24 protein-coding genes and 1 riboswitch are annotated in these 25,590 nt (G+C 71.9%); of the genes, 16 read left to right on the forward strand and 8 right to left on the reverse strand.

Annotation, left to right across the window (positions count from 1 at the left end):
- Positions 1-224 precede the first annotated feature (224 nt).
- Together IG86_RS0130880 and IG86_RS0130885 are read left to right on the forward strand one after the other, a co-directional pair.
- A complete protein-coding gene (locus tag IG86_RS0130880) occupies positions 225-1,715 on the forward strand; it encodes an amino acid permease (RefSeq protein WP_030830388.1) in 1,491 nt (496 codons plus the stop codon).
- A gap of 10 nt (positions 1,716-1,725) precedes the next feature.
- On the forward strand, positions 1,726-2,181 hold the full coding sequence (locus IG86_RS0130885) for an Lrp/AsnC family transcriptional regulator (RefSeq protein ID WP_030027017.1): 456 nt from the start codon (positions 1,726-1,728) through the stop codon (positions 2,179-2,181).
- A 69-nt stretch (positions 2,182-2,250) separates the two neighbouring features.
- On the opposite strand, the gene IG86_RS0130890 is transcribed toward IG86_RS0130885, so the two are convergent.
- The gene (locus tag IG86_RS0130890; RefSeq protein ID WP_030830392.1) at positions 2,251-2,442 is read right to left on the reverse strand and encodes a DUF1059 domain-containing protein; all 192 of its coding nucleotides are present in this window, start codon (positions 2,440-2,442) and stop codon (positions 2,251-2,253) included.
- A gap of 402 nt (positions 2,443-2,844) precedes the next feature.
- Here IG86_RS0130890 and IG86_RS0130895 point away from each other — a divergent pair, with 402 nt between their 5' ends.
- Positions 2,845-3,645 (forward strand): carbon-nitrogen hydrolase family protein, encoded by an 801-nt coding sequence (locus IG86_RS0130895; RefSeq protein WP_030901325.1) that lies wholly within the window; start codon positions 2,845-2,847, stop codon positions 3,643-3,645.
- 65 nt (positions 3,646-3,710) lie between these two features.
- Positions 3,711-5,408, forward strand: a complete 1,698-nt coding sequence (locus tag IG86_RS0130900) for a flavin monoamine oxidase family protein (RefSeq protein WP_030830396.1) — start codon at positions 3,711-3,713, stop codon at positions 5,406-5,408.
- 117 nt (positions 5,409-5,525) lie between these two features.
- Here IG86_RS0130900 and IG86_RS0130905 read toward each other — a convergent pair whose 3' ends face one another.
- The 4 genes from IG86_RS0130905 to IG86_RS0130920 form a co-directional block, all read right to left on the reverse strand.
- A complete protein-coding gene (locus IG86_RS0130905) occupies positions 5,526-6,104 on the reverse strand; it encodes a hypothetical protein (protein ID WP_030901328.1) in 579 nt (192 codons plus the stop codon).
- Positions 6,105-6,195: 91 nt separating this feature from the next.
- Positions 6,196-6,837 carry a DUF5995 family protein gene (locus IG86_RS0130910; protein WP_030830400.1) on the reverse strand — a complete coding sequence of 214 codons (642 nt, stop codon included), beginning with the start codon at positions 6,835-6,837 and terminating at the stop codon, positions 6,196-6,198.
- Between the two features lie 76 nt (positions 6,838-6,913).
- Positions 6,914-8,311 carry a uracil-xanthine permease family protein gene (locus tag IG86_RS0130915; RefSeq protein WP_030830403.1) on the reverse strand — a complete coding sequence of 466 codons (1,398 nt, stop codon included), beginning with the start codon at positions 8,309-8,311 and terminating at the stop codon, positions 6,914-6,916.
- 108 nt (positions 8,312-8,419) lie between these two features.
- Positions 8,420-9,658: an MFS transporter gene (locus IG86_RS0130920; RefSeq protein WP_030830406.1), complete on the reverse strand. Its 1,239-nt coding sequence runs from the start codon at positions 9,656-9,658 to the stop codon at positions 8,420-8,422.
- 64 nt (positions 9,659-9,722) lie between these two features.
- Here IG86_RS0130920 and IG86_RS0130925 point away from each other — a divergent pair, with 64 nt between their 5' ends.
- Together IG86_RS0130925 and IG86_RS0130930 are read left to right on the forward strand one after the other, a co-directional pair.
- Complete coding sequence (locus IG86_RS0130925; RefSeq protein WP_030830408.1) at positions 9,723-10,865, forward strand: ROK family transcriptional regulator; 1,143 nt, start codon at positions 9,723-9,725, stop codon at positions 10,863-10,865.
- Positions 10,866-10,974: 109 nt separating this feature from the next.
- Positions 10,975-12,111: a serine hydrolase domain-containing protein gene (locus tag IG86_RS0130930; RefSeq protein ID WP_045936651.1), complete on the forward strand. Its 1,137-nt coding sequence runs from the start codon at positions 10,975-10,977 to the stop codon at positions 12,109-12,111.
- 57 nt (positions 12,112-12,168) lie between these two features.
- On the opposite strand, the gene IG86_RS0130935 is transcribed toward IG86_RS0130930, so the two are convergent.
- The 3 genes from IG86_RS0130935 to IG86_RS0130945 form a co-directional block, all read right to left on the reverse strand.
- A complete protein-coding gene (locus IG86_RS0130935) occupies positions 12,169-12,918 on the reverse strand; it encodes an SDR family oxidoreductase (RefSeq protein ID WP_030901331.1) in 750 nt (249 codons plus the stop codon).
- A gap of 58 nt (positions 12,919-12,976) precedes the next feature.
- Complete coding sequence (locus IG86_RS0130940; RefSeq protein WP_030830421.1) at positions 12,977-13,876, reverse strand: RNA polymerase sigma-70 factor; 900 nt, start codon at positions 13,874-13,876, stop codon at positions 12,977-12,979.
- 78 nt (positions 13,877-13,954) lie between these two features.
- Entirely contained in the window at positions 13,955-16,309 is a 2,355-nt protein-coding gene (locus IG86_RS0130945; protein WP_030901334.1) for a chitinase C-terminal domain-containing protein, read from the reverse strand.
- 309 nt (positions 16,310-16,618) lie between these two features.
- A riboswitch (FMN riboswitch) is annotated at positions 16,619-16,748 on the forward strand.
- A gap of 150 nt (positions 16,749-16,898) precedes the next feature.
- On the opposite strand from IG86_RS0130945, the gene ribD reads away from it, so the two are divergent.
- From ribD to IG86_RS0130995, 10 genes are all read left to right on the forward strand, one after another.
- Positions 16,899-18,035 carry a bifunctional diaminohydroxyphosphoribosylaminopyrimidine deaminase/5-amino-6-(5-phosphoribosylamino)uracil reductase RibD gene (gene ribD, locus IG86_RS0130950; RefSeq protein WP_078906094.1) on the forward strand — a complete coding sequence of 379 codons (1,137 nt, stop codon included), beginning with the start codon at positions 16,899-16,901 and terminating at the stop codon, positions 18,033-18,035.
- Positions 18,036-18,665, forward strand: coding sequence for a riboflavin synthase (locus IG86_RS0130955; RefSeq protein WP_030830428.1), 630 nt, complete (start codon positions 18,036-18,038; stop codon positions 18,663-18,665). It abuts the gene before it with no gap.
- Entirely contained in the window at positions 18,662-19,315 is a 654-nt protein-coding gene (locus tag IG86_RS0130960) for a nicotinamide mononucleotide transporter family protein (protein WP_030830430.1), read from the forward strand. The genes IG86_RS0130955 and IG86_RS0130960 overlap by 4 nt, the downstream gene beginning before the upstream one ends.
- Complete coding sequence (locus tag IG86_RS0130965) at positions 19,312-20,601, forward strand: bifunctional 3,4-dihydroxy-2-butanone-4-phosphate synthase/GTP cyclohydrolase II (protein ID WP_045936649.1); 1,290 nt, start codon at positions 19,312-19,314, stop codon at positions 20,599-20,601. The genes IG86_RS0130960 and IG86_RS0130965 overlap by 4 nt, the downstream gene beginning before the upstream one ends.
- A gap of 51 nt (positions 20,602-20,652) precedes the next feature.
- Positions 20,653-21,138, forward strand: coding sequence for a 6,7-dimethyl-8-ribityllumazine synthase (gene ribH, locus IG86_RS0130970; protein ID WP_007262951.1), 486 nt, complete (start codon positions 20,653-20,655; stop codon positions 21,136-21,138).
- Positions 21,139-21,199: 61 nt separating this feature from the next.
- Complete coding sequence (locus IG86_RS0130975) at positions 21,200-21,481, forward strand: phosphoribosyl-ATP diphosphatase (RefSeq protein ID WP_030830436.1); 282 nt, start codon at positions 21,200-21,202, stop codon at positions 21,479-21,481.
- A gap of 71 nt (positions 21,482-21,552) precedes the next feature.
- Entirely contained in the window at positions 21,553-22,401 is an 849-nt protein-coding gene (gene hisG, locus IG86_RS0130980) for an ATP phosphoribosyltransferase (RefSeq protein ID WP_030665427.1), read from the forward strand.
- 53 nt (positions 22,402-22,454) lie between these two features.
- Positions 22,455-22,919: a PH domain-containing protein gene (locus tag IG86_RS0130985; protein ID WP_030830443.1), complete on the forward strand. Its 465-nt coding sequence runs from the start codon at positions 22,455-22,457 to the stop codon at positions 22,917-22,919.
- Positions 22,920-23,119: 200 nt separating this feature from the next.
- The gene (locus tag IG86_RS0130990; RefSeq protein WP_051785518.1) at positions 23,120-24,550 is read left to right on the forward strand and encodes a hemolysin family protein; all 1,431 of its coding nucleotides are present in this window, start codon (positions 23,120-23,122) and stop codon (positions 24,548-24,550) included.
- Positions 24,547-25,590 (forward strand): hemolysin family protein, encoded by a 1,044-nt coding sequence (locus IG86_RS0130995; RefSeq protein WP_030830447.1) that lies wholly within the window; start codon positions 24,547-24,549, stop codon positions 25,588-25,590. The genes IG86_RS0130990 and IG86_RS0130995 overlap by 4 nt, the downstream gene beginning before the upstream one ends.

The following is a 25,590-nucleotide window of genomic DNA, read 5'->3' on the forward strand; positions in this document are numbered from 1 at the left end:
CGATCCGCGCAACGATCGTGCGCCAATGTGCAAGGATGGTCCATTACGGGCGGTATCACTCAGCTCGTAGGCTCACTCGCTGTACGTGGAGTGGCGCGGATCGCCTGCTCGGCGGTCCCCCATGCCAGGCCCTTCCCCCCGTGGGGCCCTGTCCTGCTCCGGACCGTCGCGGTCGACGCCTCATCCCCGACCTCTGTCGATCCGCAGTGACAAGGAGTCCCCTCGTGCTCGACCACGGCCAGGCGCCACCGCTCGCTTCCGAGCCCCGCAGGCCCGCCAACCCGCTGCTCCGCCGCAAGCCGGTCGAGCAGCTGGTCGCCGAAGGCGGCCAGGGTGAGGGCGGCGCGCTCAAGCGTTCGCTCACCATGTGGCAGCTGACCATGATCAGCATCGGTGCGACCCTGGGCACCGGCATCTTCGTCGTCCTCGGCGAAGCCACCCCGGTCGCCGGCCCGGCCGTCTTCATCGCCTTCATCGTCGCGGGCCTGACCGCGCTGTTCTCGGCGCTCTCCTACGCCGAGCTGGCGGGCTCCATCCCGGTCTCGGGCTCCTCGTACTCCTACGCCTACGCCACCATGGGCGAGCTCATAGCCTGGGTCTGCGGCTGGTGCCTGGTCCTGGAGTACGGCGTCTCGGTCGCGGCCGTCGCCGTCGGCTGGGGCCAGTACCTCAACGAGCTGCTCGACGGCACGCTCGGCTTCACCATCCCCGAGGGCTTCTCCGCCCCGCTGGGCGAGGGCGGCTACATCAACCTCCCCGCCCTCGTCGTGGTGCTCCTGTGCATGGTCTTCCTGCTCCGCGGGGCCCGCGAGAGCGCCCGGATCAACACGATCATGGTCGCCGTCAAGATGGTCACGCTGGCGCTCTTCATCGTCATCGGCTTCATGGGCATCAAGGCCGGCAACTACACCCCGCTGGCCCCGCTCGGCATCACCGCCATCAGCACCGCCGCCTCCATGCTCTTCTTCTCGTACATCGGCTTCGACGCGGCCTCCACCGCCGGTGAGGAAGCCAAGAACCCGAAGAAGGACCTGCCCCGCGCGATCATGCTCTCGCTGGTGATCGTCACCGCGATCTACTGCCTCGTCGCCCTGGTCGCCGTCGGCGCCATGCCGTGGCAGGAGTTCGAGGGCAGCGAGGCCGCCCTGGCCCAGATCATGGAGAACGTCACCGGCCACTCCTTCTGGAGCGTCATCCTGGCCGCCGGCGCGGTCGTCGCCATCGCCAGCGTCGTCTTCGCCGTGCTCTACGGCCAGACCCGCATCCTCTTCGCCATGTCCCGCGACGGCCTGATGCCCAAGGCCTTCGCCAAGGTCGACGAGAAGACCGGCACCCCGAAGATCAACACGATCATCGTCTGCCTCTTCTGCGGACTGCTCGCCGCGTTCATCCCGCTGGGTGAGCTGGCCAACGCCACCAGCATCGGCACGCTCTTCGCCTTCGGCCTGGTCAACGTGGCCGTCGTCATCCTGCGCTACACCCGCCCCGAGATGAACCGCACCTTCAGGGTCGCCCTCTTCCCGGTCACCCCGATCCTGGGCTTCCTCTTCTGCGCGTACCTCATGATCGAGCTGCCGATGGCCACGTGGCTGTGCTTCGGTGGCTGGATGGCGGTCGGGCTCGTGATCTACTTCTTCTACGGCATGCGCCGCTCCAGCCTGGCCACTGTGGCCGACGTGGCCGCTCCGGCCGCGGAGGTCGCTGAACAGAAGTGATTCACCCCCCGTGCGACTGAACGATCTCGACGAACGCATCGTGCACGCCCTCGCCGAGGACGCCCGCCGCTCCTACGCGGACATCGGCTCCGAGGTCGGGCTCTCCGCGCCCGCCGTCAAGCGGCGCGTGGACCGGCTGCGCGCCGAAGGCGCCATCACCGGCTTCACCGTCCGCGTCGACCCCGCCGCCATGGGCTGGGAGACCGAGGGCTTCATCGAGATCTACTGTCGCCACAACACCTCGCCGGACGACATCCGGCGAGGACTGGAGCGATACCCCGAGGTGGTGTCCGCGTCGACCGTCACCGGCGACGCGGACGCCCTCGTCCAGATCTTCGCCTCCGACATGCGCCACTTCGAGCGGGTCCTGGAGCGCATCGCGGGCGAGCCCTTCGTCGAACGCACGAAGTCCGTCCTCGTCCTGTCCCCGCTCCTGCGCCGCTTCACCTCGGGCGCCCCGGCGTAAGGCCGCGCCCGCCCCGCACCCGGGCGCACTGCCGGCCCCGCACCCCGGTGAGCCCGCGCCACGACGGCTTCAGGCGTGCTGCGGCGCCTCGTCCTTCAGCAGGCCGCGCAGGGACGTCCGGAACTCCGGAGTGTCCTCGTGGCCGTGCACGGCCACGGCGTGCTGGGCGGCCGCAGCAATGACCTCTTCCTCCTCGCCCGAGATCGCGAGCGTGCAGTTCATCTCGCTCGGGTAGTCCCTGCAGTCCATGACCTTGCGCATGACGAACCTCCCGGAACGGTGTCCGCCGGTGCTGACGCCGGACGGTGCACCCTCCACGATCCTCTTCCCGGGGTCGCGGCGAAACCCGGGCCGGACCCCGGTGTACGGTCACCTGGGACCCCGGCCGCCGGCACCGCGCCGAAACCCTCCGCGCAGCATTCGGCCACCGGGCCCGACGGCCCCGCCGACACCGCCCCACCTGCGGCTTCGCCGCCCCCCGGCCGCGCCGGACCGCCGACGGACCGCCCTCCCCGGCGCGTCGCGCAACGAATCGCCGCCAGAGCCCCGTAACGCGCAACGAATCGCACACCAGCGCGCAACATCGGCGCCTTGTTGCGCCGGGAGGGCGAAACGTACCGTCTATAGGACCGCACCCACCCCTCCTGCCACAGAGGTACGCCCATGCCCCCGCTGCGCACCGCCCTCCTCCAGAGCTCCGGAGTCCTCGGCGACGTCGCCGAGAACCTCAAGGCTCTCGACGAGGCCGCCGAGCGCGCCGCACGGGCGGGGGCCGGGCTGCTGGTCACCTCCGAGATGTTCCTGACCGGCTACGCGCTCGACCTCGACGCCGTCCCCGGACTCGCCGAGACCCACGACGGCGACTCCGCCCGGGCCATCGGCGAGATCGCCCGGCGCCACGGACTCGCGGTCCTCTACGGCTACCCCGAGCGCGACGGCGAGACGGTCTACAACTCCGCCCAGCTCATCGGCCCCGACGGCGCCCGTCTCGCGAACTACCGCAAGACCCACCTCTTCGGCTGCTTCGAGCAGGACGCCTTCACCCCCGGCGACACCCCCGTCGTCCAGGCCGAACTCGGCGGCCTCCGCATCGGCATCATGATCTGCTACGACGTGGAGTTCCCCGAGAACGTCCGCGCCCACGCGCTCGCCGGCACCGACCTCCTCCTGGTGCCGACCGCCCAGATGCACCCCTTCCAGTTCGTCGCCGAGCACCTCGTCCCCGTCCGGGCCTTCGAGAACCAGATGTACGTCGCGTACGTCAACCGCACCGGACCCGAGGGCGAGTTCGATTTCGTCGGCCTCAGCTGCCTGGCGAGCCCCGACGGCACCACCCGCACCCGCGCCGGCCGCGGCGAGGAAATGGTGCTCGGCGAGGTCGACCCCGAGCTGCTCAGCGCCTCGCGCGAGAACAACCCCTACCTGCGCGACCGCCGGCCCGGGCTCTACGCCTCGCTCGTCTGACCCGCACCAGCCCCCCGCCCCCACCGCTCCACCCCCCGAGCCCTGCCCGCAAGGAGTCGTACCCCATGACGTCCACGGTGCCCACCACCGCCGTCCCGCACAGCGACGGACAGCCGCCGATCACCATGTTCGGTCCGGACTTCCCGTACGCCTACGACGACTTCCTCGCCCACCCGGCGGGCCTCGGCCAGATACCCGCGACCGAGCTCGGCACCGAGGTCGCCGTCATCGGCGGCGGACTCTCCGGCATCATCTCGGCCTACGAGCTCATGAAGATGGGCCTCAAGCCCGTCGTCTACGAGGCCGACCAGATCGGCGGCCGCCTGCGCACCGTCGGCTTCGAGGGCGCCGAGACCGAGGGCCTCACCGCCGAGATGGGCGCCATGCGCTTCCCGCCCTCCTCCACGGCCCTGCAGCACTACATCGACCTCGTCGGCCTGGTCACCGAGCCCTTCCCGAACCCGCTCGCCGAGTCCACCCCCTCCACGGTCGTCGACCTCAAGGGCGAGACGCACTACGCCGAGACGATCGCCGACCTCCCGCAGATCTACCGCGACGTCGCCGAGGCCTGGAACGCCTGCCTCGACGAGGGCGCCGACTTCTCCGACATGAACACCGCGATGCGCGAGCGGGACGTCCCGCGCATCCGGGAGATCTGGGCCAAGCTCGTCGAGAAGCTCGACGACGAGACCTTCTACGGCTTCCTCTGCAAGTCGGAGGCCTTCAAGTCCTTCCGCAAGCGCGAGATCTTCGGCCAGGTCGGCTTCGGCACCGGCGGCTGGGACACCGACTTCCCGAACTCCATCCTGGAGATCCTGCGCGTCGTCTACACCGAGGCCGACGACCACCACCGCGGCATCGTCGGCGGCTCCCAGCAGCTGCCGCTGCGCCTGTGGGAGCGCGAGCCCGAGAAGATCGTCCACTGGGCCCAGGGCACCTCCCTGTCCTCCCTCCACGACGGCGCCCCGCGCCCCGCCGTGACCCGCCTGCACCGCACCGCCGGCAACCGCATCACCGTCACCGACTCCTCCGGCGACATCCGCACGTACCGCGCCGCGATCTTCACGGCGCAGTCCTGGATGCTCCTGTCGAAGATCGAGTGCGACGACACGCTGTTCCCGATCGACCACTGGACGGCGATCGAGCGCACCCACTACATGGAGTCGTCCAAGCTTTTCGTCCCCGTCGACCGGCCGTTCTGGCTGGACAAGGACGAGGAGACCGGCCGCGACGTCATGTCGATGACGCTGACCGACCGCATGACCCGCGGCACCTACCTGCTGGACAACGGCCCGGACAAGCCCGCCGTCATCTGCCTCTCGTACACCTGGTGCGACGACAGCCTCAAGTGGCTGCCGCTGTCCGCGAACGAGCGGATGGAGGTCATGCTGAAGTCCCTCGGCGAGATCTACCCCAAGGTCGACATCCGCCGCCACATCATCGGCAACCCGGTCACCGTCTCCTGGGAGGACGAGCCCTACTTCATGGGCGCGTTCAAGGCCAACCTCCCCGGCCACTACCGCTACCAGCGCCGCCTGTTCACCCACTTCATGCAGGACCGCCTCCCCGAGGACAAGCGCGGCATCTTCCTCGCGGGCGACGACATCTCCTGGACGGCCGGCTGGGCCGAGGGCGCGGTCCAGACCGCCCTCAACGCCGTCTGGGGCGTCATGCACCACCTCGGTGGCTCCACCGACTCCACCAACCCCGGCCCGGGCGACGTCTACGACGAGATCGCCCCGGTCGAACTCCCGGAGGACTGACCCTCCCGGCCCTCCGACAGGGCCCCATGATCACGGGCCGCCGCCCCGCGCCGTCAGCACGCGGGCCGGCGGCCCGTTCTCATGCCCGCATCCGCGAACCGCGGGCGGCCGGCCCGCTCAGCACTGCCACAGCAGCGTCGCCGCCCCGCACCCGCCGCACACGTGGGCGTACGCCCGCCCCGAGCCGAAGTTCATGGCCGTGACCGGGTCCGGCCCTTCCCGCAGGCCCACCGCGAACCCCATCGGCCGGGCGCAGGCAGGGCAGTCGGGGGTCTCGTCGTACTGCAGCCAGTCGGGCTCGCCGCCGAGCGAGCCCAGCACCGCCCGCCCCTCGGGCGCGGCCGCCGAGGACACGTCCGCCGCGGACACGGCCGCCCGTACGGCGCCCAGCCCCAGCACCTGCGGATCCGCACCGCGCGGCACCGGTACGGGCACCAGGCCCCCGGCGGGCAGCAGCAGGGCCAGGTTCCCGCCCGCGGAGGGGCTCCACTGCTCGCACCGTCCCGGCCGGTGCGCACACATGAACAGGGCCAGCACACCAGCGTCGAGCACGATCTGGGCGAGGAACTGCAGCGGGCCCGCGCACGCGCGGCAGACGGGCCAGAGCGTTCCGGCGGGGCCCAGCGGCACGCCACCGGTCCGGCTGACCGGGGCGTCCGGGGCCACCGGTCCGCCGTCGAGGAGAAGTGTCGTCATGGCCGGAACCTATCCGCCGGCCCTGACAGCGGCCCCGGCAGCGGCCCGGGCAGCCGCCCCGGCAGCGGTCCCGGCCGGCCCGTACGGCGCCTCAGCCCCGCGGGGTCAGCAGGCAGCGGCCGACCAGCCCCACGCCCGCGTCGAGGGAGTCGGTGAACTCCTCGGCCAGCTCCGGCGCCCGGCGCAGCGTCCACAGCAGCCGGGCCGCCGACCAGGCTCCGGCGCGGGCGCGCTCCAGGCTCCAGGAGCCGACCAGGTGGGTCAGCGGATCGGCGATCTCCAGCAGGTCCGGGCCCGGCATCAGGTCCTCCCGGATGTGCTCCTCCAGCGAGACCAGCGTGTCGCCGACCCGGTCGAAGTCAGCCTCCAGGGCCCGTGGTTCGCAGTCCAGCTCACCGCAGGTGGCGACCACCGCGAGCGCCAGGTCATGGCCGATGTGCGCGTTGATCCCGGCCAGCGCGTGCTGCAGCGGCCGGATCCCGGGGTGGCGGCGGTACTGCAGCAGCGGGCGCCAGCAGGCCGGGGCCCGGTCGGCCTCCACCGCCGTCAGGTACCGCTCCGCGAACCGCACGCTGAGGGTCGCCGCCCGCCGGGGTGCCGGGAACGCCCCGTGGGCGATCCGATGGTGCAGGGTCTCCGTCACCGTCAGGTAGACCCGGTTGAAGACGGCGACACCGTCCTGCGGCGGGAGCCGCTCCTCCAGGGCGCGCATCCGCGCCAGCACCGCTTCCATGGGAGGCAGAGTCGCAGGCGCCGGCGCGGATCCGGGGAACTTGGCCGTACGCTTCCCCGGTTCGGGCGAAACCCCGTCAACGGGGCTTGTCCTCAGCCTCCCCGCCGTCGTCGTAGGCGGACGTGCCCGCGTCGAGCAGCGGCCCCTGCGGCTTCAGGTGTGCGGGGGCGAAGCGCCGCAGCGCGTGGTAGCCGCCGATCACCACGATCGTGCCCAGCGCGATGCCGCCCAGCTCGAAGCTGTCGGTGATCTGCAGCTTCACACCGCCGACGCCGATGATGATGCCCGCCGCGGCCGGCACCAGGTTCAGCGGATTGCGCAGGTCCACCCGGCCGTTGATCCAGATCTGGGCGCCGAGCAGGCCGATCATGCCGTAGAGGATGACGGTGATGCCGCCGAGGACGCCGCCCGGGATCGCGGCGACGACCGCGCCGAACTTGGGGCACAGGCCGAAGAGCAGCGCGAAGCCCGCCGCCGCCCAGTAGGCCGCCGTGGAGTAGACCCGGGTGGCCGCCATGACGCCGATGTTCTCGGAGTACGTGGTGTTGGGCGGGCCGCCGACCGCCGTGGACAGCATCGACGCGGCGCCGTCCGCCGCGATGGCCGTGCCCAGTTCGTCGTCGAGGGGGTCGCCGGTCATCTCGCCGACGGCCTTGATGTGGCCCGCGTTCTCCGCGATCAGCGCGATCACCACGGGAAGGGCGATGAGGATCGCCGACCACTCGAAGGACGGGCCGTGGAAGGACGGCAGCCCGATCCAGTCGGCCTTCGCGACCGCGGAGAGGTCCAGGCGCCAGTGGTCGACGGCCGCTTCCCCGCCCACCGTCGAGTGGATCTGCCCGAACAGCAGGTCGGAGATCCAGGAGAGCGCGTACCCGAAGACCAGCCCCAGGAAGATCGCGATGCGCGACCAGAAACCGCGCAGGCAGACCACGGCGAATCCGGTGAACAGCATGGTCAGCAGCGCCGTCCACTGGTCCTGCGGCCAGTACGTCGACGCCGTCACCGGCGCCAGGTTGAAGCCGATCAGCATCACCACCGCGCCCGTCACGATCGGCGGCATCGCCGTGTGGATGATGCGGGCGCCGAAGCGCCGTACGGCGAGACCGGCCAGGAACAGCGCCACACCGACGACGAACACGGCACCCGTGACGACCGCGCTGTCCCCGCCCGACGCCCGGATCGCCGCCGCGACACCGACGAAGGACAGCGAGCAGCCCAGGTACGAGGGCACCCGCCCGCGCGTCGCGAGCAGGAAGATCACCGTCGCGACGCCGGACATCATGATGGCCAGGTTCGGATCCAGGCCCATCAGGACCGGCGCGACGAAACTCGCGCCGAACATCGCCACGACGTGCTGGGCACCCAGCCCGGCGGTCCGCGGCCACGACAGCCGCTCCTCCGGCCGGACCACCGCGCCGGGGGCGGGGGTCCGCCCGTCACCGTGCAGGGTCCAGCCCACGCCGAGGCCCATGTTCCACTCCTCTTTCCCGGTTCTCCCGGTCCTCCGGACGAGCACGGCCGCGGCCGCGCACACATCGAGGCCGCAGCGCACGGGGTGCCGCTGCGGCCAGTCGACATATTACGGCCGGATATCGGCAGGTTCGTCCCGCTCGGCCGGACCGGCCTTCCCGGCGAACCCGCCCCCAGACTGCCCCACCGGGGGCTTCGGGCGCAGTACCGCGGCACCCACCACCAGCGCGAACGCCAGCACGGTCACCAGCCCGAACGACACCACCAGCGAGGTCGCGTCGGCCACCGCGCCGATCGCCGACGGCGCGATCAGCCCCGAGGTGTACGTGATCGTCGCGACACCGGCGATCGCCTGCGCCGGAGCCGGCCCGCTGCGCCCCGCCGCGGCGAAGGCCAGCGGGACCACCACCGCGATGCCGAGACCGATCATCCCGAAGCCGGCCAGCGCACCCGCCGGGTGCTGGACGCCGACCACGAGCAGACCGCCCGCGGTCGCCAGGACGCCGCCCGCGCGGACCGTGCGCACCGGCCCGAAGCGGTCCACCACCCGGTCGCCGACGAGCCGGGCCACGGCCATGGTCAGCGCGAAGGCGGTGGTGGAGGCGGCCGCCAGGCCCGCGTCCGTGTGCAGGACGTCCCGCAGGTAGACCGCCGACCAGTCCAGGCTCGCGCCCTCGGCGAACACCGCGCAGAACCCGATCGCGCCGATCAGCAGCGCGGACCTGGGCGGCAGCGCGAAGTGCGGCGGCGCCTGAGCCCCTTCGTCGCTGCGCAGGTCCAGCACGCCCTGTACGGCGACCAGCCCGCCCGCGGTCAGGACGAGCGCGGCGACCAGGTGGTGCAGCCGGGCGTCGGTGCCGGTGTGCGCGGCGACCGTACCGGCGGCGGACCCCAGCAGCGCGCCCACGCTCCACATGCCGTGCAGGGAGGACATGATCGAGCGGCCCAGCCGGTTCTCGGTCTCCACTCCCAGTGCGTTCATCGCCACGTCCGACATGCCCGCGGTGGCCCCGTACACGAGGAGCGCGAGGCACAGGACGGGCAGGTTCGGCGCGAGGCTCGGCAGGATCAGCGAGAGGGTCCACATCGCCAGCAGCCCCCGCAGCGCGGCCCGCGCGCCGAAGCGGTGGTTGATCCGCCCGGCCAGCGGCATCGCCAGCGCGGCACCCAGGGCGGGGAAGGCGAGCGCGAGCCCCAGGGTGCCCGCGCTGAGCTGGGCGTTGTCCTGGATCCAGGGGATGCGCGTGGCGAAGGAGCCGGTGACGGCGCCGTGGGCGCAGAAGACGGCGGCGATGGCGAAACGGGCATGGCGCAGGCGCGCCGGGCTGAGGTCGGTGTCCCCGGTCATGACGCTTAAACTATCAGGGACCCTGCCTGATAGATAATGGCCCCGACTCCCTAGGATGGGCGCCGTGACTGAAGCGACCGCCCCGGTACCGTCCCCCGCCTCACCCAGCACGGCCCGGGCCATCAACGACCGCCTCGCCCTGCAACTCCTCCAGGACTCCGGACCGCTGACGGCAACCCAGCTCAAAACCCTGACCGGCCTCTCCCGCCCCTCCGTCGCCGACCTCGTCGACCGGCTCGCCGAAGCCGGCCTCGTCGAAGTCGTCGGCGAATCCGGCGAACAGCGCCGCGGCCCCAACGCCAAGCTCTACGGAATCGTCGCCAGCCGCGCACACCTGGCCGCACTCGACGTCCGCACCGACCGGGTCACCGCCGTCGTCACCGACCTGCTCGGCCACACCCTCGCCGAAGCCGCCCTGCCCGTCGGCGCCCCCGAGGACGCGGTCGCGGCCCTGCTGCGCACCGCCCGCGAGGCCGGCGCCGCCGAACTGCACACCGTCGTCGTCGGAGCCCCCGGCCTGGTCACCCCCGCCACCGGCGAACTCCGTGACACCATCGGCCTCCCCGCCTGGCACCGGGACCTGGTCACGGCCCTGCAGCGGACCCTGCCCGCCGTCGTGGCCGTCGAGAACGAGACCAACCTGGCCGCCCTCGCCGAGCAGCGCCTCGGCGTCGCCCGCGACCTGGACTCCTTCGTCCTGCTGTGGCTCGGCGCCGGCGTGGGCGCGGCCGTCGTCCTGGACGGCCGGCTGCGCCGCGGCGCCTCCGGCGGCGCGGGCGAGATCGGCTTCCTCCCGGTGCCCGGCACCGGCGGGCTGCCCTCGGCCGCCGACTGCGCGGGCGGGTTCCACGCCCTGGTCGGCCGGGACGCCGTGACCGCGCTGGCCCGCGAGCACGGCTTCACCGGCCCCGCCGAACAGGCCGTCACGGGAGCCGCGGGCGAGCCCTTCCTCGAAGCCCTCGCCGAACGCCTCGCCCTGGGCGCGGCGGCCGCCGCGGCCCTCCTCGACCCCGGGTGCGTCGTCCTGGCCGGAGAACTCGGCCGCGCCGGCGGCCCCGCCCTGGCCGCCCGCGTCTCCCACCGCCTGGCGAAGCTGACCCCCGTCCCGACGGAGATCCGCGCCACCACCCTGGGCGACCCGGCAGTCCTGGCGGGCGCCCGCCTGGCCGCCCGCGAGGCGGCCCAGGGCGTCCTCTTCGGGGGCTGACCCCACCCGGGGTGCGGGTGGTAGCGGGATCGCACGAGCCGGCCGCGCCCGGAAGGATCGGCCTCGGCGACCATCGCCGTACTGCCGACGATCACACGGGGGTTGACCCATGGGGGAGCAGACGCGGAAGAAACTGCGGCCGGTCGCGGCGGTCGCGGCCGTCGCAGCCATGACCCTGAGCACCCTGAGTGCCCAGGCGCCGTCCGTCGCCGCCGCGACGAGACCGGACACCGTCCAGCAGGACCTCGACCGGCTCGTACGCTCCGACGGCCTGCCCGCCGCGCTCGCCGACGTCACGGAACGCACCGGCCGGACCCGTACGTACGTCGCAGGGGTGGGCGACCTGGCCACCGGAACGAAGGTGCCCCGGGGCGGGCAGGTGCGCATCGGCAGCAACACCAAGACCTTCACCGCCGTGGTCGTACTCCAACTGGTCGGCGAGGGCAGGATCGGCCTGGACGACCGCGTCGACACCCACCTCCCCGACCTCGTCCGCGGGGAGGGCATCGACGGACGGCTCATCACCGTCCGCCAGCTGCTGCAGCACACGAGCGGCCTGCCCAACTACACCGAGTACGAAGACCTCCAGCCCCGGCCCTACGAGCCCCGCGACCTCCTCGACATCGCTCTCCGGCACAAGGCCGAATTCGCCCCCGGCGACGCATGGCGATACAGCAACACGAACTACGTCCTGGCCGGCCTGATCGTCGAAAAGGTCACCGGCCGGCCCCTCGCCCAGGAGATCGACCGGCGCATCATCCAACGCCTCGGGCTGCGCCACACCTATTTCCCCGCCCCCCGAGACGTGACCATCCGCGAGCCGCACCCCCACGGCTACCTCCGCGAATCAGCGGACGGGCCATTGCGCGACATCACGGAAATGGATCCCTCCTGGAGCTGGGCGGCCGGCCAGATGATCTCCACCACCTCGGACCTCAACCGCTTCTTCTCCGAGCTCCTGCGCGGCCGCCTCCTCCCGGACGCCCAGCTCGCCCAGATGCGCACCACCGTCCCCGCCGACTACTTCGGCCGCGGCGCCGGCTACGGACTGGGACTCGTGAGCAGACCCCTGTCCTGCGGCGGCGTCTACTGGGGCCACGGCGGCAGCTTCCCCGGATACGAGACCCGGGGCGGGACCACGGAGCACGGCCGCCGCGCCGCCCACATCGCGGTGACCATCCAGCCGGCCGACAAAGCGGTCATGGCGCGCGTCGACGCCACCGTGGACGAAGCCCTCTGCCCGTAACCGTCAGCGCGGCATGCGCCGCCCCAGCTCCCACGCCCTCGCCCGCAGCCCCCGCCCCTACCGCCCCCGCCGTGCCGCGAACTGGGCGAACGTCTCCGTGCCGACCGCGTGGGACGGGGTGAGGTGGCCGCCCCGGCGGAAGCCCGCGTAGGCCTTGCCCGCCAGGGGGACCGGGAGGACGCGGCGGTGGCGGCCCGTGGCCGAGAGGTAGGTGCGGGCCAGGTCCGGCAGGCTGTGGATCTCCGGGCCGCCCATGTCCGGGACCCGGCCCGACGGGGTCGGGACCGCCAGTTCGGCCATGCGGGCCGCGACCTCGCCGACGGCGATCGGCTGCACCCGTACGCCCTTCGGGACAGGCACCACGGGCAGTCTCGCCGCCGTGTCCGTCACCATCGCCACGAGGTCGTGGAACTGCGTCGTGCGCAGGATCGTCACACCCAGCCCGGACGCCTCCAGCAGCCGCTCCACCTGGAGCTTGCGCCTGTAGTAGCCGAGCGGGACCACGTCCACCCCGACGATCGAGATGTAGAGGAGGTTCCGGACGGTCCCGGCCCGCCGGGCGGCCTCGATCAGGTGCCCGGCGGCCACGACGTCGCCCTTGCCCGCCCCGCGCGTGTTGCTCGCGCAGTGCACGACCACCTCCGCGCCCGCCAGCGCCGCGTCCAGACCGCTGCCGTCCTGGAGGTCGACGGGATGGTCCGGGGCGTGCCGGCTCAGCACCCGGACCTCGTGGCCGGCCGCCCTCAGCGGCTCGCTGACGAGCGATCCGAGGGTTCCGGTGCCTCCGGTGACGACGATGGCGCTCATGCTGTCCGTCCTTCGCTGGTGCGGTGGGATGCGTTCACCAGCTGGGACCGGACAGCCTTCAGGAATGTGACAGCTGCCGCCGGAGGAATTCCAGCTTCTCCGGGTTGACCACCGCGCTGATACCGCTGACCAGCCCATTCTCGAATTCCACCAGCAGGACCGCCACCTCGCCGAAGAGCACCGCGGGCGTTCCGTTCACCTCCGCGACGCTGACCGGCACCCCGGCCACGTACTTCGCCATGGCGCCCATCGCGAACCGGGCCACCTTGTCCCGCCCCAGGATCGGCCGCCGCGCCGCGTTGACCACGCCGCCGCCGTCCGACACGTACCGCACGTCGGCCGCCAGCACCCCCTCCAGCCGGGTGAGGTCCCCGCTGCGGGCGGCGGTCAGGAAGCTCTCCAGGAGCCCCTGCCACCGCTCGGGGTCGGCGGAGTACCGCTTCTCCCGGGAGGCCGGCCGGCCGGCGGCCACCCGGGCCGCCGCGCGCCGGTAGAGCTGGCGGCAGTTGGCCTCGGTGAGGTCCAGGAGGGTGGAGATCTCCCGGTGGCTGTAGGCGAAGGCCTCGCGCAGTACGTACACCGCGCGTTCGACCGGGGTGAGCTGCTCCAGCAGCAGGAGCAGGGCCATGGACACGCTGTCGCGCTGCTCCGCGGACTCCAGCGGGCCCAGGGTGCCGTCCCCGGTGAGGACGGGCTCCGGGAGCCAGGGGCCGACGTACTGTTCGCGCCGGGCGCGCGCCGAGGTGAGGCTGTTGAGGCAGAGATTGGTGACGACCTTGGCGAGCCAGGCGCCCGGGTGCTCGATGGCGGCGCGGTCCGCCGCGTCCCAGCGCAGGTAGGCGTCCTGCACGATGTCCTCGGCCTCCGCGGCGGAGCCGAGCATGCGGTAGGCGATGGCGAACATCCGGGGCCGGTGTTCCTCGAAGTCCGCAGCGGACGCGGTGACATGTGTGCTCACCGGGCCAGCCTACGAGGGCGCGCCGGGCGGGAACGTGCGAGGACCCGGTGGCCGCCGGGCCACCGGGTCCTCACGTTTTCAGCAGGCGCCCTGGTCCTTCCAGACGCCCCATTCACCCGTGGTGCCGGGTTCCTCGTTCTGCGTCCACCACTGGGCCTTCCAGTTGCGGCCCTTGTGGGAGACGACGTTGCCGCTGTTGTAGACCGTGCCCGCGACGTACGCCGGGTTGGTGCAGGTCCCGCCGGTGGGCGGGGGCGTGGTCGGCGGTGTCGTGGGGGGAGTGGTCGGCGGGGTGGTCGGGGGCTGGGTGCCACCGCCGGGCTGGACCAGGGTCGTACCGCGGGCCAGGTCACCGGCGAGGGCGTAGGTGGTGCCGGAGATGTTCACCGTCCAGTTGGAGGGGGTGGACACCGGCAGGTAGTAGTTGAACGCCAGGTCGACGGAGGCGCCCGGGGCGAGGGTCTGCCAGGCGGGGAGCTTCAGGGAGACCCGCTGGAAGTCGCCCTTGAGGCCGCCGACGTTGGTGCCGGTGTGGCCGCTGCTGATCACGGCCGTGCCGAAGCCGGACTGGTCGGAGGCGTTGTTCGGGGCGGAGGTGCCGTAGTCGAACTGGAACTCGGTGCCGCCGGGAAGGGTGGCACTGGTGTTGTTGGTGATCTTCAGCTTCGGGGTCAGCGGGTAGTTGGAGTCGCCGAGCTTGAACTCGGTGAACTCCGTCTTGATGTCCACGGCCCGGGTCGGGAGGGTCGAGCCGGCCTTCTTCGCGCCGTACGGGGAGGCCGACTTGAACTTCTGGTACATGGTGTCGGTGAGCGTGTCGCCCATCTCGTACTGGCCCTTGGCCGCGTTGTAGGAGTAGTCGCCCGCGAGCTCCCAGACCATCGTGCCGCCGATGCCCTTGTTCACCACGTAGTCGGCCTTGGCGGCCACCGACTGCTCGTCCTCGGTGGAGAGGAAGACCTTCTTCTGCGCGTTCCACAGCCACGGCGCCACCAGCGTGGAGTCGTACTTGCGGACGTAGGTGCCGGTCAGGGTGGTGTTCGCCGGGAAGCCGTACTTGGTGACGTAGTCGCCGACGACCCCCTTCTCCAGGTTCTTGGCGTGCCACATCGGGTTGGAGCCCGCCGGGGACTCGGCCCCGTTGGTGTCCTTGTCGTGCCACAGGTTGTCGATGCCGACCGCGCCGTCGCCGCACTTGGTCAGGCCCGCGCCGGCCGGGCAGGTGGTCGCGGGGGCCTTGCCCCACAGGCCGTCGGTGCCGCCCTGCACGTTCTTGAAGCCGCGGGTGTAGTAGGGCAGGCCGATGTTGATGCGGCCGCCGGGCATGGAGCCGCGGAAGTAGTGGTAGGCCCAGTCGGTGTTGAGGTAGCCGATGCCGCCGTACTGGGAGGTGGAGTAGACGCCCGCGGCCGCCAGTTCGGCGTCCTTGCCGTCGTCGAAGAGCGAGGCGTTGGGGCCGACGTACTCGTTCCAGGCGCCGTGCAGGTCGTAGGACATGATGTTGACGTAGTCCAGGTACTTCTGCATCTGGAACGTCTCCATGCCCCGCAGCAGGTAGCCGGAGGAGGGGGCGGCGACGGTGAGCAGGTAGTGCTTGCCGTCGGCGGCGCCCGCGCGGTCGAGCTTCTCGCGCAGCGACTTCATCAGGGCCGCGTAGCCCTGGACCAGGCCGGCCCGGCGGGCGTTGGACAGCTGCCAGTCGAGCGGGTTGCCCGCGTCCTTCATCGTGGTCGGGTACTCGTAGTCGATGTCGACGCCGTTGAAGCCGTACGTGCGGATGAAGTCGACCGAGGACTGGGCGAAGGTGTCGATGCCGGCCTGGTTGACGGAGCCGTCGGCGTTGGTGGCCATCGAGTAGAAGCCGCCGGAGGCGACCCGGTTGCCGTCGTCGCCGAAGTAGCCGCCGGTCTCGGCCCAGCCGCCGACCGAGATGAGCGTCTTGACGTTCGGGTACTGCTTCTTGAATTTGTTCAGCAGGTTGAAATGGCCCTTGTAGGGGAGCGCCGGGTCCATCTCGGCTCCCGCGACGCCGGGCCAGGTCATCCCGGTGGCGGCGTTGTTCGCGTTGTCGGTGCCGACCGAGATCTTGTTGTCGGCGCCCACGTGGGCGAAGGCGTAGTTCAGGTGGGTGACCTTGGACCACGGGATGTTGCCGGCCAGGTAGGCGGGGGTGCCGTCCTTGCCCGTGCGCCAGCCGGTGAAGTATCCGATGACGCGGCGCTGGTGGTCGGCGCCCATCTTCTCGCGGCCTTCGGAGTCGTAGACCGAGCAGTAGGGAACGTCGACGCCGGCCGTCTTGTAGAGGCCGTCGGGGCGACAGCTCTCGTTGTCGGCCGCGTGCGAGACGCCCGCCGAGAGCCCGCCGACCAGCAGTCCGGCGATTGCGGCGCCGGATGCCAGGAGCATCGCTCTCGTACGTGTGGGGGACGGCATTGTGCCTCCTGGGGAGGGGAGGATGCAGGACACAAGTGGACACAAAATGGAGCAACGTGACTGGTGCAGAAGCCTGTTGGCCCGTGACGTGCGCACATCTGACGGGCCGTTCCCGGGAAGATGAAGGGAACGTTAAGAGGACTAGACCAACCCGTCAATAGGTCTGGACCAACCGCGCTTCCATGTGTCCAGGTCCGCGCCGGCGCGCGCGCCCAGGTGACCCCCGGGTCACCCTCTGTGAGCCAGGCCACACCACTTCACCCGCATGGCGGGCGATCGGCCGTGGCAAACTGGCTGGAGTACCAGTAGCAGCGCACTCCGGGGTCGGTGTAATTCCGAACCGGCGGTATAGTCCGCGACCCGTCCGCAGCCAGCGGCCGGTTGACCAGGTGAAATTCCTGGACCGACGGTTAAAGTCCGGATGGGAGGCAGTGCGCGGCGGGCCAGTCACCGGTACGCCGCCGTCGGCGGTTCATCGGCATATCCCTGCGGACATGCCCGGTCGAACCGTTTCTCCGGCCTCGGCGTCCCCGCGTGAGCTGTTCCGCTTCATCTGTCGTATCCCGACAGGCCCCGGAGTCCGTGCCCGATGAGGCAGGAGGACCCGGTGGCGACACACGCCGCGCACGCAGCACCCGCACCCGACGCGGGTACCCGTGCCATGCGCCGAGCCGTCGAGCTCGCCGCCCGCGGACTCGGCTCCACCAGCCCCAACCCGGTCGTCGGCTGCGTCATCACCGACGCCTCCGGAACCGTCGTCGGCGAGGGCTGGCACCAGCGGGCCGGCGGCCCGCACGCCGAGGTCCACGCCCTGCGCGCCGCAGGCGCGGCCGCCCGCGGCGGCACCGCCTACGTCACTCTCGAACCCTGCAACCACACCGGCCGCACGGGGCCCTGCGCACAGGCCCTCGTCGACGCCGGCGTCGCCCGCGTCGTCTACGCCGTCCCCGACCCGAATCCGCAGGCCAGCGGCGGTGCCGCCACCTTGCGCGCCGCCGGGATCGACACCACGGCCGGGCTGCTCCGGGCCGAGGCCGAAGCAGGCAACACCGCCTGGCTGACCGCCGTACGGCTCGGCCGGCCCCACGTGACCTGGAAGTACGCCGCCACCCTCGACGGCCGCAGCGCCGCCGCGGACGGCAGCAGCCGCTGGATCAGCTCCGCCGAGTCCCGCGCGGACGTCCACCGGCTTCGCGCCGAGTCCGACGCCGTCCTGGTCGGCGGCGGCACCCTGCGCGCCGACGACCCGCACCTGGCCGTCCGCGGCGTCGACGGCGCCACCCAGCCCCTGCGCGTGGCCCTCGACACCCGCGCCGGCCTCCGGCCGGCCGCCCGCATCCTCGACGACGCCGCGCCCACGCTGCTGGTCGTCGCCGAGGACGCCGACACCCGCCACCTGCCCGGCGTCGACGTGCTCCGGCTGCCCCTGCACGACGGCCGCATCCCCCTCGACCTGCTCCTCGCACAGCTGTACGCCCGCGGCGTGCGCTCCCTCCTCCTCGAAGGCGGCCCCACCCTCGCGGGCGCCTTCCTCGAAGACGCAGCCGTCGACCGGGTCGTCGGCTACCTCGCCCCCGCCCTGCTCGGCGCCGGCCCCGCCGCCCTCGCCGACGCGGGCATCACGAACATCTCCCACGCCCTGCGCCTCGACATCACCGAAGCCGTCCGCGTGGGCCCCGATCTGCGCATCACCGCCCTTCCCGCCACCGCCCCCAAGGAGCACTGAGTGTTCACCGGAATCGTCGAAGAACTGGGCGAGGTCACCGCCGTCGAGCCGCTCCAGGAAGCCTCCCGCTTCCGGCTGCGCGGGCCCCTCGTCACCGAGGACGCCAAGCACGGCGACTCCATCGCCGTCAACGGCGTCTGCCTGACCGTCGTGGAGACCGCCGACGGCGAGTTCACCGCCGACGTCATGCAGGAGACCCTCAACCGCTCCAGCCTCGGCGCCCTGACCAAGGGCTCCCGCGTCAACCTGGAGCGCCCCATGGCCCTCGGCGGACGGCTCGGCGGCCACCTGGTCCAGGGGCACGTGGACGGCACCGGCGAGATCCTCTCCCGCACCCCCTCCGAACACTGGGAGATCGTCAAGGTCGCCCTCCCGCAGAACCTCTCCCGCTACGTCGTGGAGAAGGGCTCCATCACCGTCGACGGCGTCAGCCTCACCGTGGTCGAGGCCGCCGCCGACTGGTTCACCATCAGCCTCATCCCCACCACCCTCGCGCTGACCACCCTCGGCATCAAGCAGCCCGGCGACCCGGTCAACCTTGAGGTCGACGTCCTCGCCAAGTACGTCGAACGCCTCCTCGCCGCCGGCGTGGACCCGCTGCACGCGGACCCGACGGGAGACGCCCGGTGAGCGCCCTGAACTGGCTCAACACCGAGGCCTTCACCGTCTTCGGCCAGAAGGTCATCTGGTCCGACATGATCGGCAACCTGATGGGCCTGGCCGCGCTCGCCCTCGGCTGGCGGCGCTCCATATGGACCTGGCCCGCCCAGCTGCTCTCCGGACTGATCCTCATCGCCGCCTACGCCTCCGCGCACCTCGCCGGCGGCGTCGGCAAGCAGCTCCTCGTCATCGGCGTGGCCGTCTTCGGCTGGACCGCCTGGCAGCGCGGCAAGCAGCAGGCCCAGGACGGCTCCATCGCCGTACGCACCGCCACCTGGACCGAGCGCGGACTGCTCCTCGGCGGAGCGGCCCTCGGCACCCTCGCCGTCGGCGGCCTCTTCACGCTCTACCCGTCGCTGTCCTGGAGCCCCTGGGCCGACGCCTACATCTTCGTCGGCACCATCGTCGCGATGGTGGCGCAGGCCCGAGGCCTCGTCGAGTTCTGGTTCGCCTGGCTCCTCGTCGACCTCGTCGGCGTCCCCCTCGCCTTCACAGGCGGCCTGGCCTTCTCCGGCCTGGTCTACGTCGTCTACTTCGCCCTCGTGGTGTGGGGCGCCTACGACTGGTACCAGCGCTCCCGCACCACTCCCGCCCCGGCCCTCGAAGGAGCAGCGGCATGACCACCCTCAAGCCCGTGCCCGACATCCCCGAAGAGACCTTCCGCCTCGACCCCGTCGAGCAGGCGATCCGCGACATCGCGGCGGGCCGGCCCGTCGTCGTCGTCGACGACGAGGACCGCGAGAACGAGGGCGACCTCGTCATCGCCGCCGAGAAGGCCACCCCCGAGATCGTCGCCTTCATGATGAGCGAGTGCCGTGGCCTGATCTGCGCCCCCATGGAGGGCCCGGAGCTGGACCGCCTCGAACTCCCGCAGATGGTCCGCAACAACACCGAGTCGATGAAGACCGCCTTCACCGTCTCCGTCGACGCGAGCGCCGCCCACGGCGTCTCCACCGGCATCTCCGCCGCCGACCGCGCCACCACCCTGCGCCTCCTCGCCGACGGCGTCAGCGGCCCCGGCGACTTCGTCCGCCCCGGCCACATCTTCCCCCTGCGCGCCAAGCCCGGCGGCGTCCTGGTCCGCAACGGCCACACCGAGGCCGCCGTCGACCTCGCCCGCCTCGCGGGCCTGCGCCCGGCCGGCGCCATCGTGGAGATCGCCGGCGAGGACGGCGTCATGCTGCGCCTGCCCGAGCTGATCCCCTTCGCCCGCAAGCACGGCCTGACGATCATCTCCATCGAGGACCTGATCGCCTACCGCCGCTCCGCCGAACCCACCGTCCGCCGCGAGGCGGAGGTCAGTCTGCCGACCGCCTTCGGCGACTTCACCGCGCACGGCTACCGCTCCACCGTCGACGGCGTCGAACACGTCGCCCTCGTCCACGGCGAGATCGGCGACGGCTCCGACATCCTGGTCCGCATGCACTCCGAGTGCCTGACCGGCGACATCTTCGCCTCCCAGCGCTGCGACTGCGGCCCCCAGCTGCACGCCTCCATGGAGCGGATCAAGAACGAGGGCCGCGGCGTCGTCGTCTACCTGCGCGGCCACGAGGGCCGCGGCATCGGACTGCTGTCCAAGCTGCGCGCCTACGAGCTCCAGGAACGCGGCCGCGACACCCTCGACGCCAACCTGGAGCTGGGCCTGCCCGCCGACGCCCGCGACTACGCCGCCGGCGCGCAGATCCTCGCCGACCTCGGCGTGCACAGCGTCCGGCTGCTGACGAACAACCCCGACAAGTCCGCCGCCCTGGAACGGCACGGCATCACGGTCACCAGCCGCGAGGCCATGCCGGTCGAGGCGGGCGAGCACAATCTGCGGTACCTGCGCACCAAGCGGGACCGGATGGGCCACGACCTGCCCTGGCTGGACGGGGCCGTGACCACGTCCGCCTGCGGCAACCAGTAAGCACGCACCACCACCCGTACGTACATCCACGAACCACCGAGGAGCAGAGCTGTGAGCGGCAAGGGCGCACCCGAACTGAGCGTGAAGAACTGCGGAGACCTGCGAGTCGCCGTGATCGCGGCCCAGTGGCACGAGAAGGTCATGGACGGACTGGTCGACGGCGCCCTGCGGGCCCTGCACGAGCTGGGCATCGACGAGCCCACCCTGCTCCGCGTCCCCGGCAGCTTCGAGCTCCCGGTCGTGGCGAAGGTCCTGGCCGGTCGCGGCTACGACGCCATCGTCGCCCTCGGCGTCGTCATCCGCGGCGGCACCCCGCACTTCGACTACGTCTGCCAGGGCGTCACCCAGGGCCTGGTCCAGGTGTCGATCGACACCGGGGTCCCCGTCGGCTTCGGCGTACTGACCTGCGACAACGACGAGCAGGCGCTGGACCGGGCCGGCCTCGAAGGGTCGAACGAGGACAAGGGCCACGAAGCGGTCACCGCCGCCGTCTCCACCGCCATGACCCTCCGCACCGTCAGCGAGCCCTGGCGGTAAGTGTCCGAGGGGTGAACCCCGGCACCGGGACACCCGGGTGAGCCCTTACTCTAAGGACATCATGGCGAACAAACCCTCCAAGACCTTCGAAGAGCTCTTCACCGAGCTCCAGCACAAGGCCGTCGAAGGCGACCCCAGCACCTCCCGCACCGCCGAGCTCGTCCACAAGGGCGTCCATGCCATCGGCAAGAAGGTCGTCGAGGAGGCCGCCGAGGTCTGGATGGCCGCCGAGTACGAGAGCAAGGAAGCCGCCGCCGAGGAGATCTCCCAGCTGCTGTACCACGTCCAGGTGATGATGGTCGCGCGCGGGATCTCCCTCGACGACGTCTACGCGCACCTCTGAGCCCGGGCCGGGTCGCACCCGCCCGTTCGCAACCACGTAACCCACGCACACCACGCATCAAAGGAAGCCCCATGCTGCGCATCGCCGTCCCCAACAAGGGTTCACTCTCCGGACCGGCGTCGGCGATGCTCCATGAGGCCGGCTACCGGATGCGCAAGGAGTCCAAGGAGCTCGTGGTCGTCGACCCCGAGAACGAGGTGGAGTTCTTCTACCTCCGCCCCAAGGACATCGCGATCTACGTCTCCTCGGGCAAGCTCGACATCGGCATCACCGGCCGCGACCTGCTGCTCGACTCCGGCGCCAGCGCCGAGGAGATCCTCCCGCTGAACTTCGGGCGCTCCACCTTCCGCTACGCCACCACCCCCGGCACGGCGAAGGGCCCCGAGGACTTCACCGGGATGACCATCGCGACCTCGTACGAGGGAATCGTCGCCAAGCACCTGGCCGACCAGGGCATCGACGCCTCCGTCGTGCACCTCGACGGCGCCGTCGAGACCGCCATCCAGCTCGGCGTCGCCCAGATCATCGCGGACGTCGTCGAGACCGGCACCAGCCTGCGCAACGCCGGCCTGGAGGTCATCGGCGAGCCGATCCTCACCTCCGAGGCCGTCGTCATCCGCGGCAACGGCGCCGACGCCGACGACCCGCAGGTCCAGCAGTTCCTGCGCCGCCTGCAGGGCGTCCTCGTGGCCCGCAGCTACGTGATGATGGACTACGACTGCCGCGCCGAGCACCTGGAGCGGGCGGTCGCCCTCACCCCGGGCCTGGAGTCGCCGACCGTCTCCCCGCTGCACAACGAGGGCTGGGTCGCGGTCCGCGCCATGGTCCCCGCCAAGGAGGCCCAGCGCATCATGGACGACCTGTACGAGCTGGGCGCCCGCGCGATCCTCACCACCTCGATCCACGCCTGCCGCCTCTGAGGCACGGCGCACGCAGCCCCCTCACCCGTACGCCCCCCAGAAGGCAACGCACCATGGCCGAGTCCGCCGCCCCACCCGTACCGCCCACCCTGCCGGTCACCTTCCGGCCGACCCGCACCCGGGCCGTCCTGCTGGGCGTCGGGCTCGCCATGTTCGCCACCATCACGGCCATCGCCGTGCTGCTGGAGAACCTCAGCCCCGGTGAGCGCGTCAGCTTCGTCTTCACCGCCGTCCTGCTGAGTTCCGTACTCGTCCTGCTCAGCCGCCCCAAGGTGGCCGCGGACGAGGACGGCGTCACCGTCGTCAACCTCACCAACACCCGCCGTCTGGCGTGGGCGGAGATCCTCCGGGTCAACCTCCGCCCCGGCGACCCGTGGGTGTTCCTGGACCTCAGCGACGGCACCAGCCTGCCCGTGCTCGGCATCCAGCCGGGCGTGGCCAAGCAGCAGGCCATCAGCGACGCGCGCGCCCTGCGCGCCCTCGCCGAAACCCACGGAACCGGCACAAACGACCACTGACCCCGCCGACGCTCGCAGCCGCGTACCGTTGCGGCCGCGATCTCAGTGACTACCCTGGTGGCGGGGCGCAGCCGTGCGCCCTCCCACCGGCCCCGGGACCCCGAGGCCCGCGGGCACCTGCAACTTGAGGAGTGACTCCCTCCAGCAATGGACGGATCGTCCGGTAATACCCGCGCCGCCCTCCCCACGGAGGCGGCGGCATGACCATCCCGCTACTCCTGCTCGCGGCGGCGTTCGCCCTGATCCTCGCCAACGGATTCTTCGTGGCGGCCGAGTTCGGCCTCGTCACGGTGGAACGCCCCGAGGCGGAGCGCGCCGCAGCCGACGGGGACCGCCGTGCCCGCACGGTCGTCAAGGCCCTGCGGGAGCTGTCCTTCCAGCTCTCCGGCACCCAGCTCGGCATCACCATCACCTCCCTCGTGGTCGGCATGCTCGCCGAGCCCGCCCTCGCCGCCCTGCTGGCCGGGCCGCTCGCCGCGACCGGCCTCCCGGAGGGAGCCGTCTCCGGCGTCGCCGTCGTCATCGGCATGCTGCTCGCCTCCGCCGTCCAGATGGTCGTCGGTGAGCTCGTCCCGAAGAACTGGGCGGTCTCCCGGCCCCTCCAGGTGGCCCGCTTCGTCGCCGGCCCGCAGAACGCCTTCTCGCGCGCCTTCCGGCCGGTCATCGCCGGCCTCAACGCCGTCGCCAACCGGCTCGTACGGGCCCTCGGCGTGGAGCCCACCGAGGAGATGGCCTCCGCCCGCACCCCGGGCGAACTCGTCTCCCTGGTCCGCCATTCGGCCCAGGCCGGCGCCCTCGAACAGGACACCGCCGACCTTTTCGTACGGACCCTGTCGCTGGGCGAGCTCACGGCCCAGCACGTCATGACCCCCCGGGTGAAGGTCAGCGCCCTCCAGCACACGGCCACCGCGGCCGACGTGCTGAACCTGACCCGCGCCACGGGCCTGTCCCGCTTCCCGGTCTACCGCGAACGCATCGACGAGATCACCGGCGTGGTCCACCTCAAGGACGCCCTCGCCGTGCCCGAGTCCGAACGCGACCGCACCACCGTGGGCCGGATCTGCGTCGCACCACTGCTGGTGCCCGGCTCCCTGCCGGTGCAGCCGCTGCTGGAGCGGCTGCGCAGCGAACAGCCGATGGCCGTGGTCGTCGACGAGTACGGCGGCACCGCCGGCGTCGTCACCCTGGAGGACATCGTGGAGGAACTCGTCGGGGAGGTCCGCGACGAGCACGACCTCGCCGAGGACGAGACCCCCGAACTCGCCGCCGTACCCGCCGAGGACGGCCGCCCCTCCTGGGAGGCCGACGGCAGCTGCCGCGTGCAGACCCTGCGCCGGATAGGCCTGGAGGTGCCCGAGGGCCCCTACGAGACCGTCGCCGGTCTCGTCGCCGACCTGCTCGGCCGGATCCCCGCCCCCGGGGACCGCGCGGACCTCCCCGGATGGAAGCTGTCCGTCCGCAGGGTCGGCCGCAACCGGGCGGAACGCGTCCGGCTGGTCCGCCTGACGGCCGTACCCGCCGCCGGCGCCTACCGGCAGGCCGCGGGCCCCGCCGGCACTTCGAGCCGCGGCTCCGGCCGGCACGGCGAAGCCGCCCCGCAGCGGGCCGAGCTGGAAGGCGCCGCCCGATGAACGCGCTCCAGCTCGTCTTCGCCCTGCTCCTCGTCCTCGCCAACGGCTTCTTCGTCGGCGCCGAGTTCGCACTCGTCTCCGTACGGCGCAGCCAGATCGAGCCCCTCGCGGCCGAGTCCAAACGGGCCCGCCAGGTGCTCCACGGCCTGGAGAACCTGCCCCGCATGATGGCCGCCGCGCAGTTCGGCATCACCGTCTGCTCGCTCACCCTCGGCGCGGTCGCCGAACCCACCGTGGCCCGGCTGCTGGAGCCCGCCTTCCACGCCGTCCACGTACCGCAGGGCCTGATCCACCCCCTCGGCTACGCCCTCGCGCTCGCCGCCGTGGTCTTCCTGCACCTGGTCATCGGCGAGATGGTCCCCAAGAACCTCGCCATGGCCGCACCCGAGAAGACCGCCCTGTGGTTCAGCCCCGGCCTGGTCGCCTTCGCCCGCCTCTGCGGGCCGGTCACCACCGCGCTCGGAGCCTGCGCCAAGCTCGTCCTCAGGCTCTTCAAGGTCGAGCCCAAGGACGAGGTCGAGGCCGCCTACACCTCCACCCAGCTGGGCCGGCTCCTCAAGGACTCCCGGCAGGCCGGGCTCCTGGAGCCGGTCGAGCAGGAGCGTCTGGAGGACGCGCTGGAACTGGGCAGCCGCCCCGTCACCGACGTCCTCCTCGACCGGGACCGCCTGGTCACGGTCGGCCCTGCCGTCACCCCGCGCCAGATCGAACAGCTGACCGTGCGCACCGGCTACTCCCGGTTCCCCGTCCGTGCCGACAGCGGCGCCTTCATGGGCTACCTGCACGTCAAGGACGTACTGGACCTGGAGGACCGGGAACGGGCCGTGCCCCAGCGGGTCTGGCGCCGCATGACCACGCTGTGCGCCACCGTCCCGCTGGACGACGCCCTCGGCGTCATGCGCCGGGACGCCACCCACCTGGCGCAGGTCGCGGACCAGAGCGGCCGGGTCCTCGGCCTGGTCGCCCTGGAAGACGTCCTGGAGATGCTGGTGGGCGAAGTCCGCGACCCCGCCCACCGGATCCCGGCCGGCCGCACGTAA

This window comes from Streptomyces virginiae, assembly GCF_000720455.1.
In the GTDB taxonomy this organism is placed as follows: domain Bacteria; phylum Actinomycetota; class Actinomycetes; order Streptomycetales; family Streptomycetaceae; genus Streptomyces; species Streptomyces virginiae.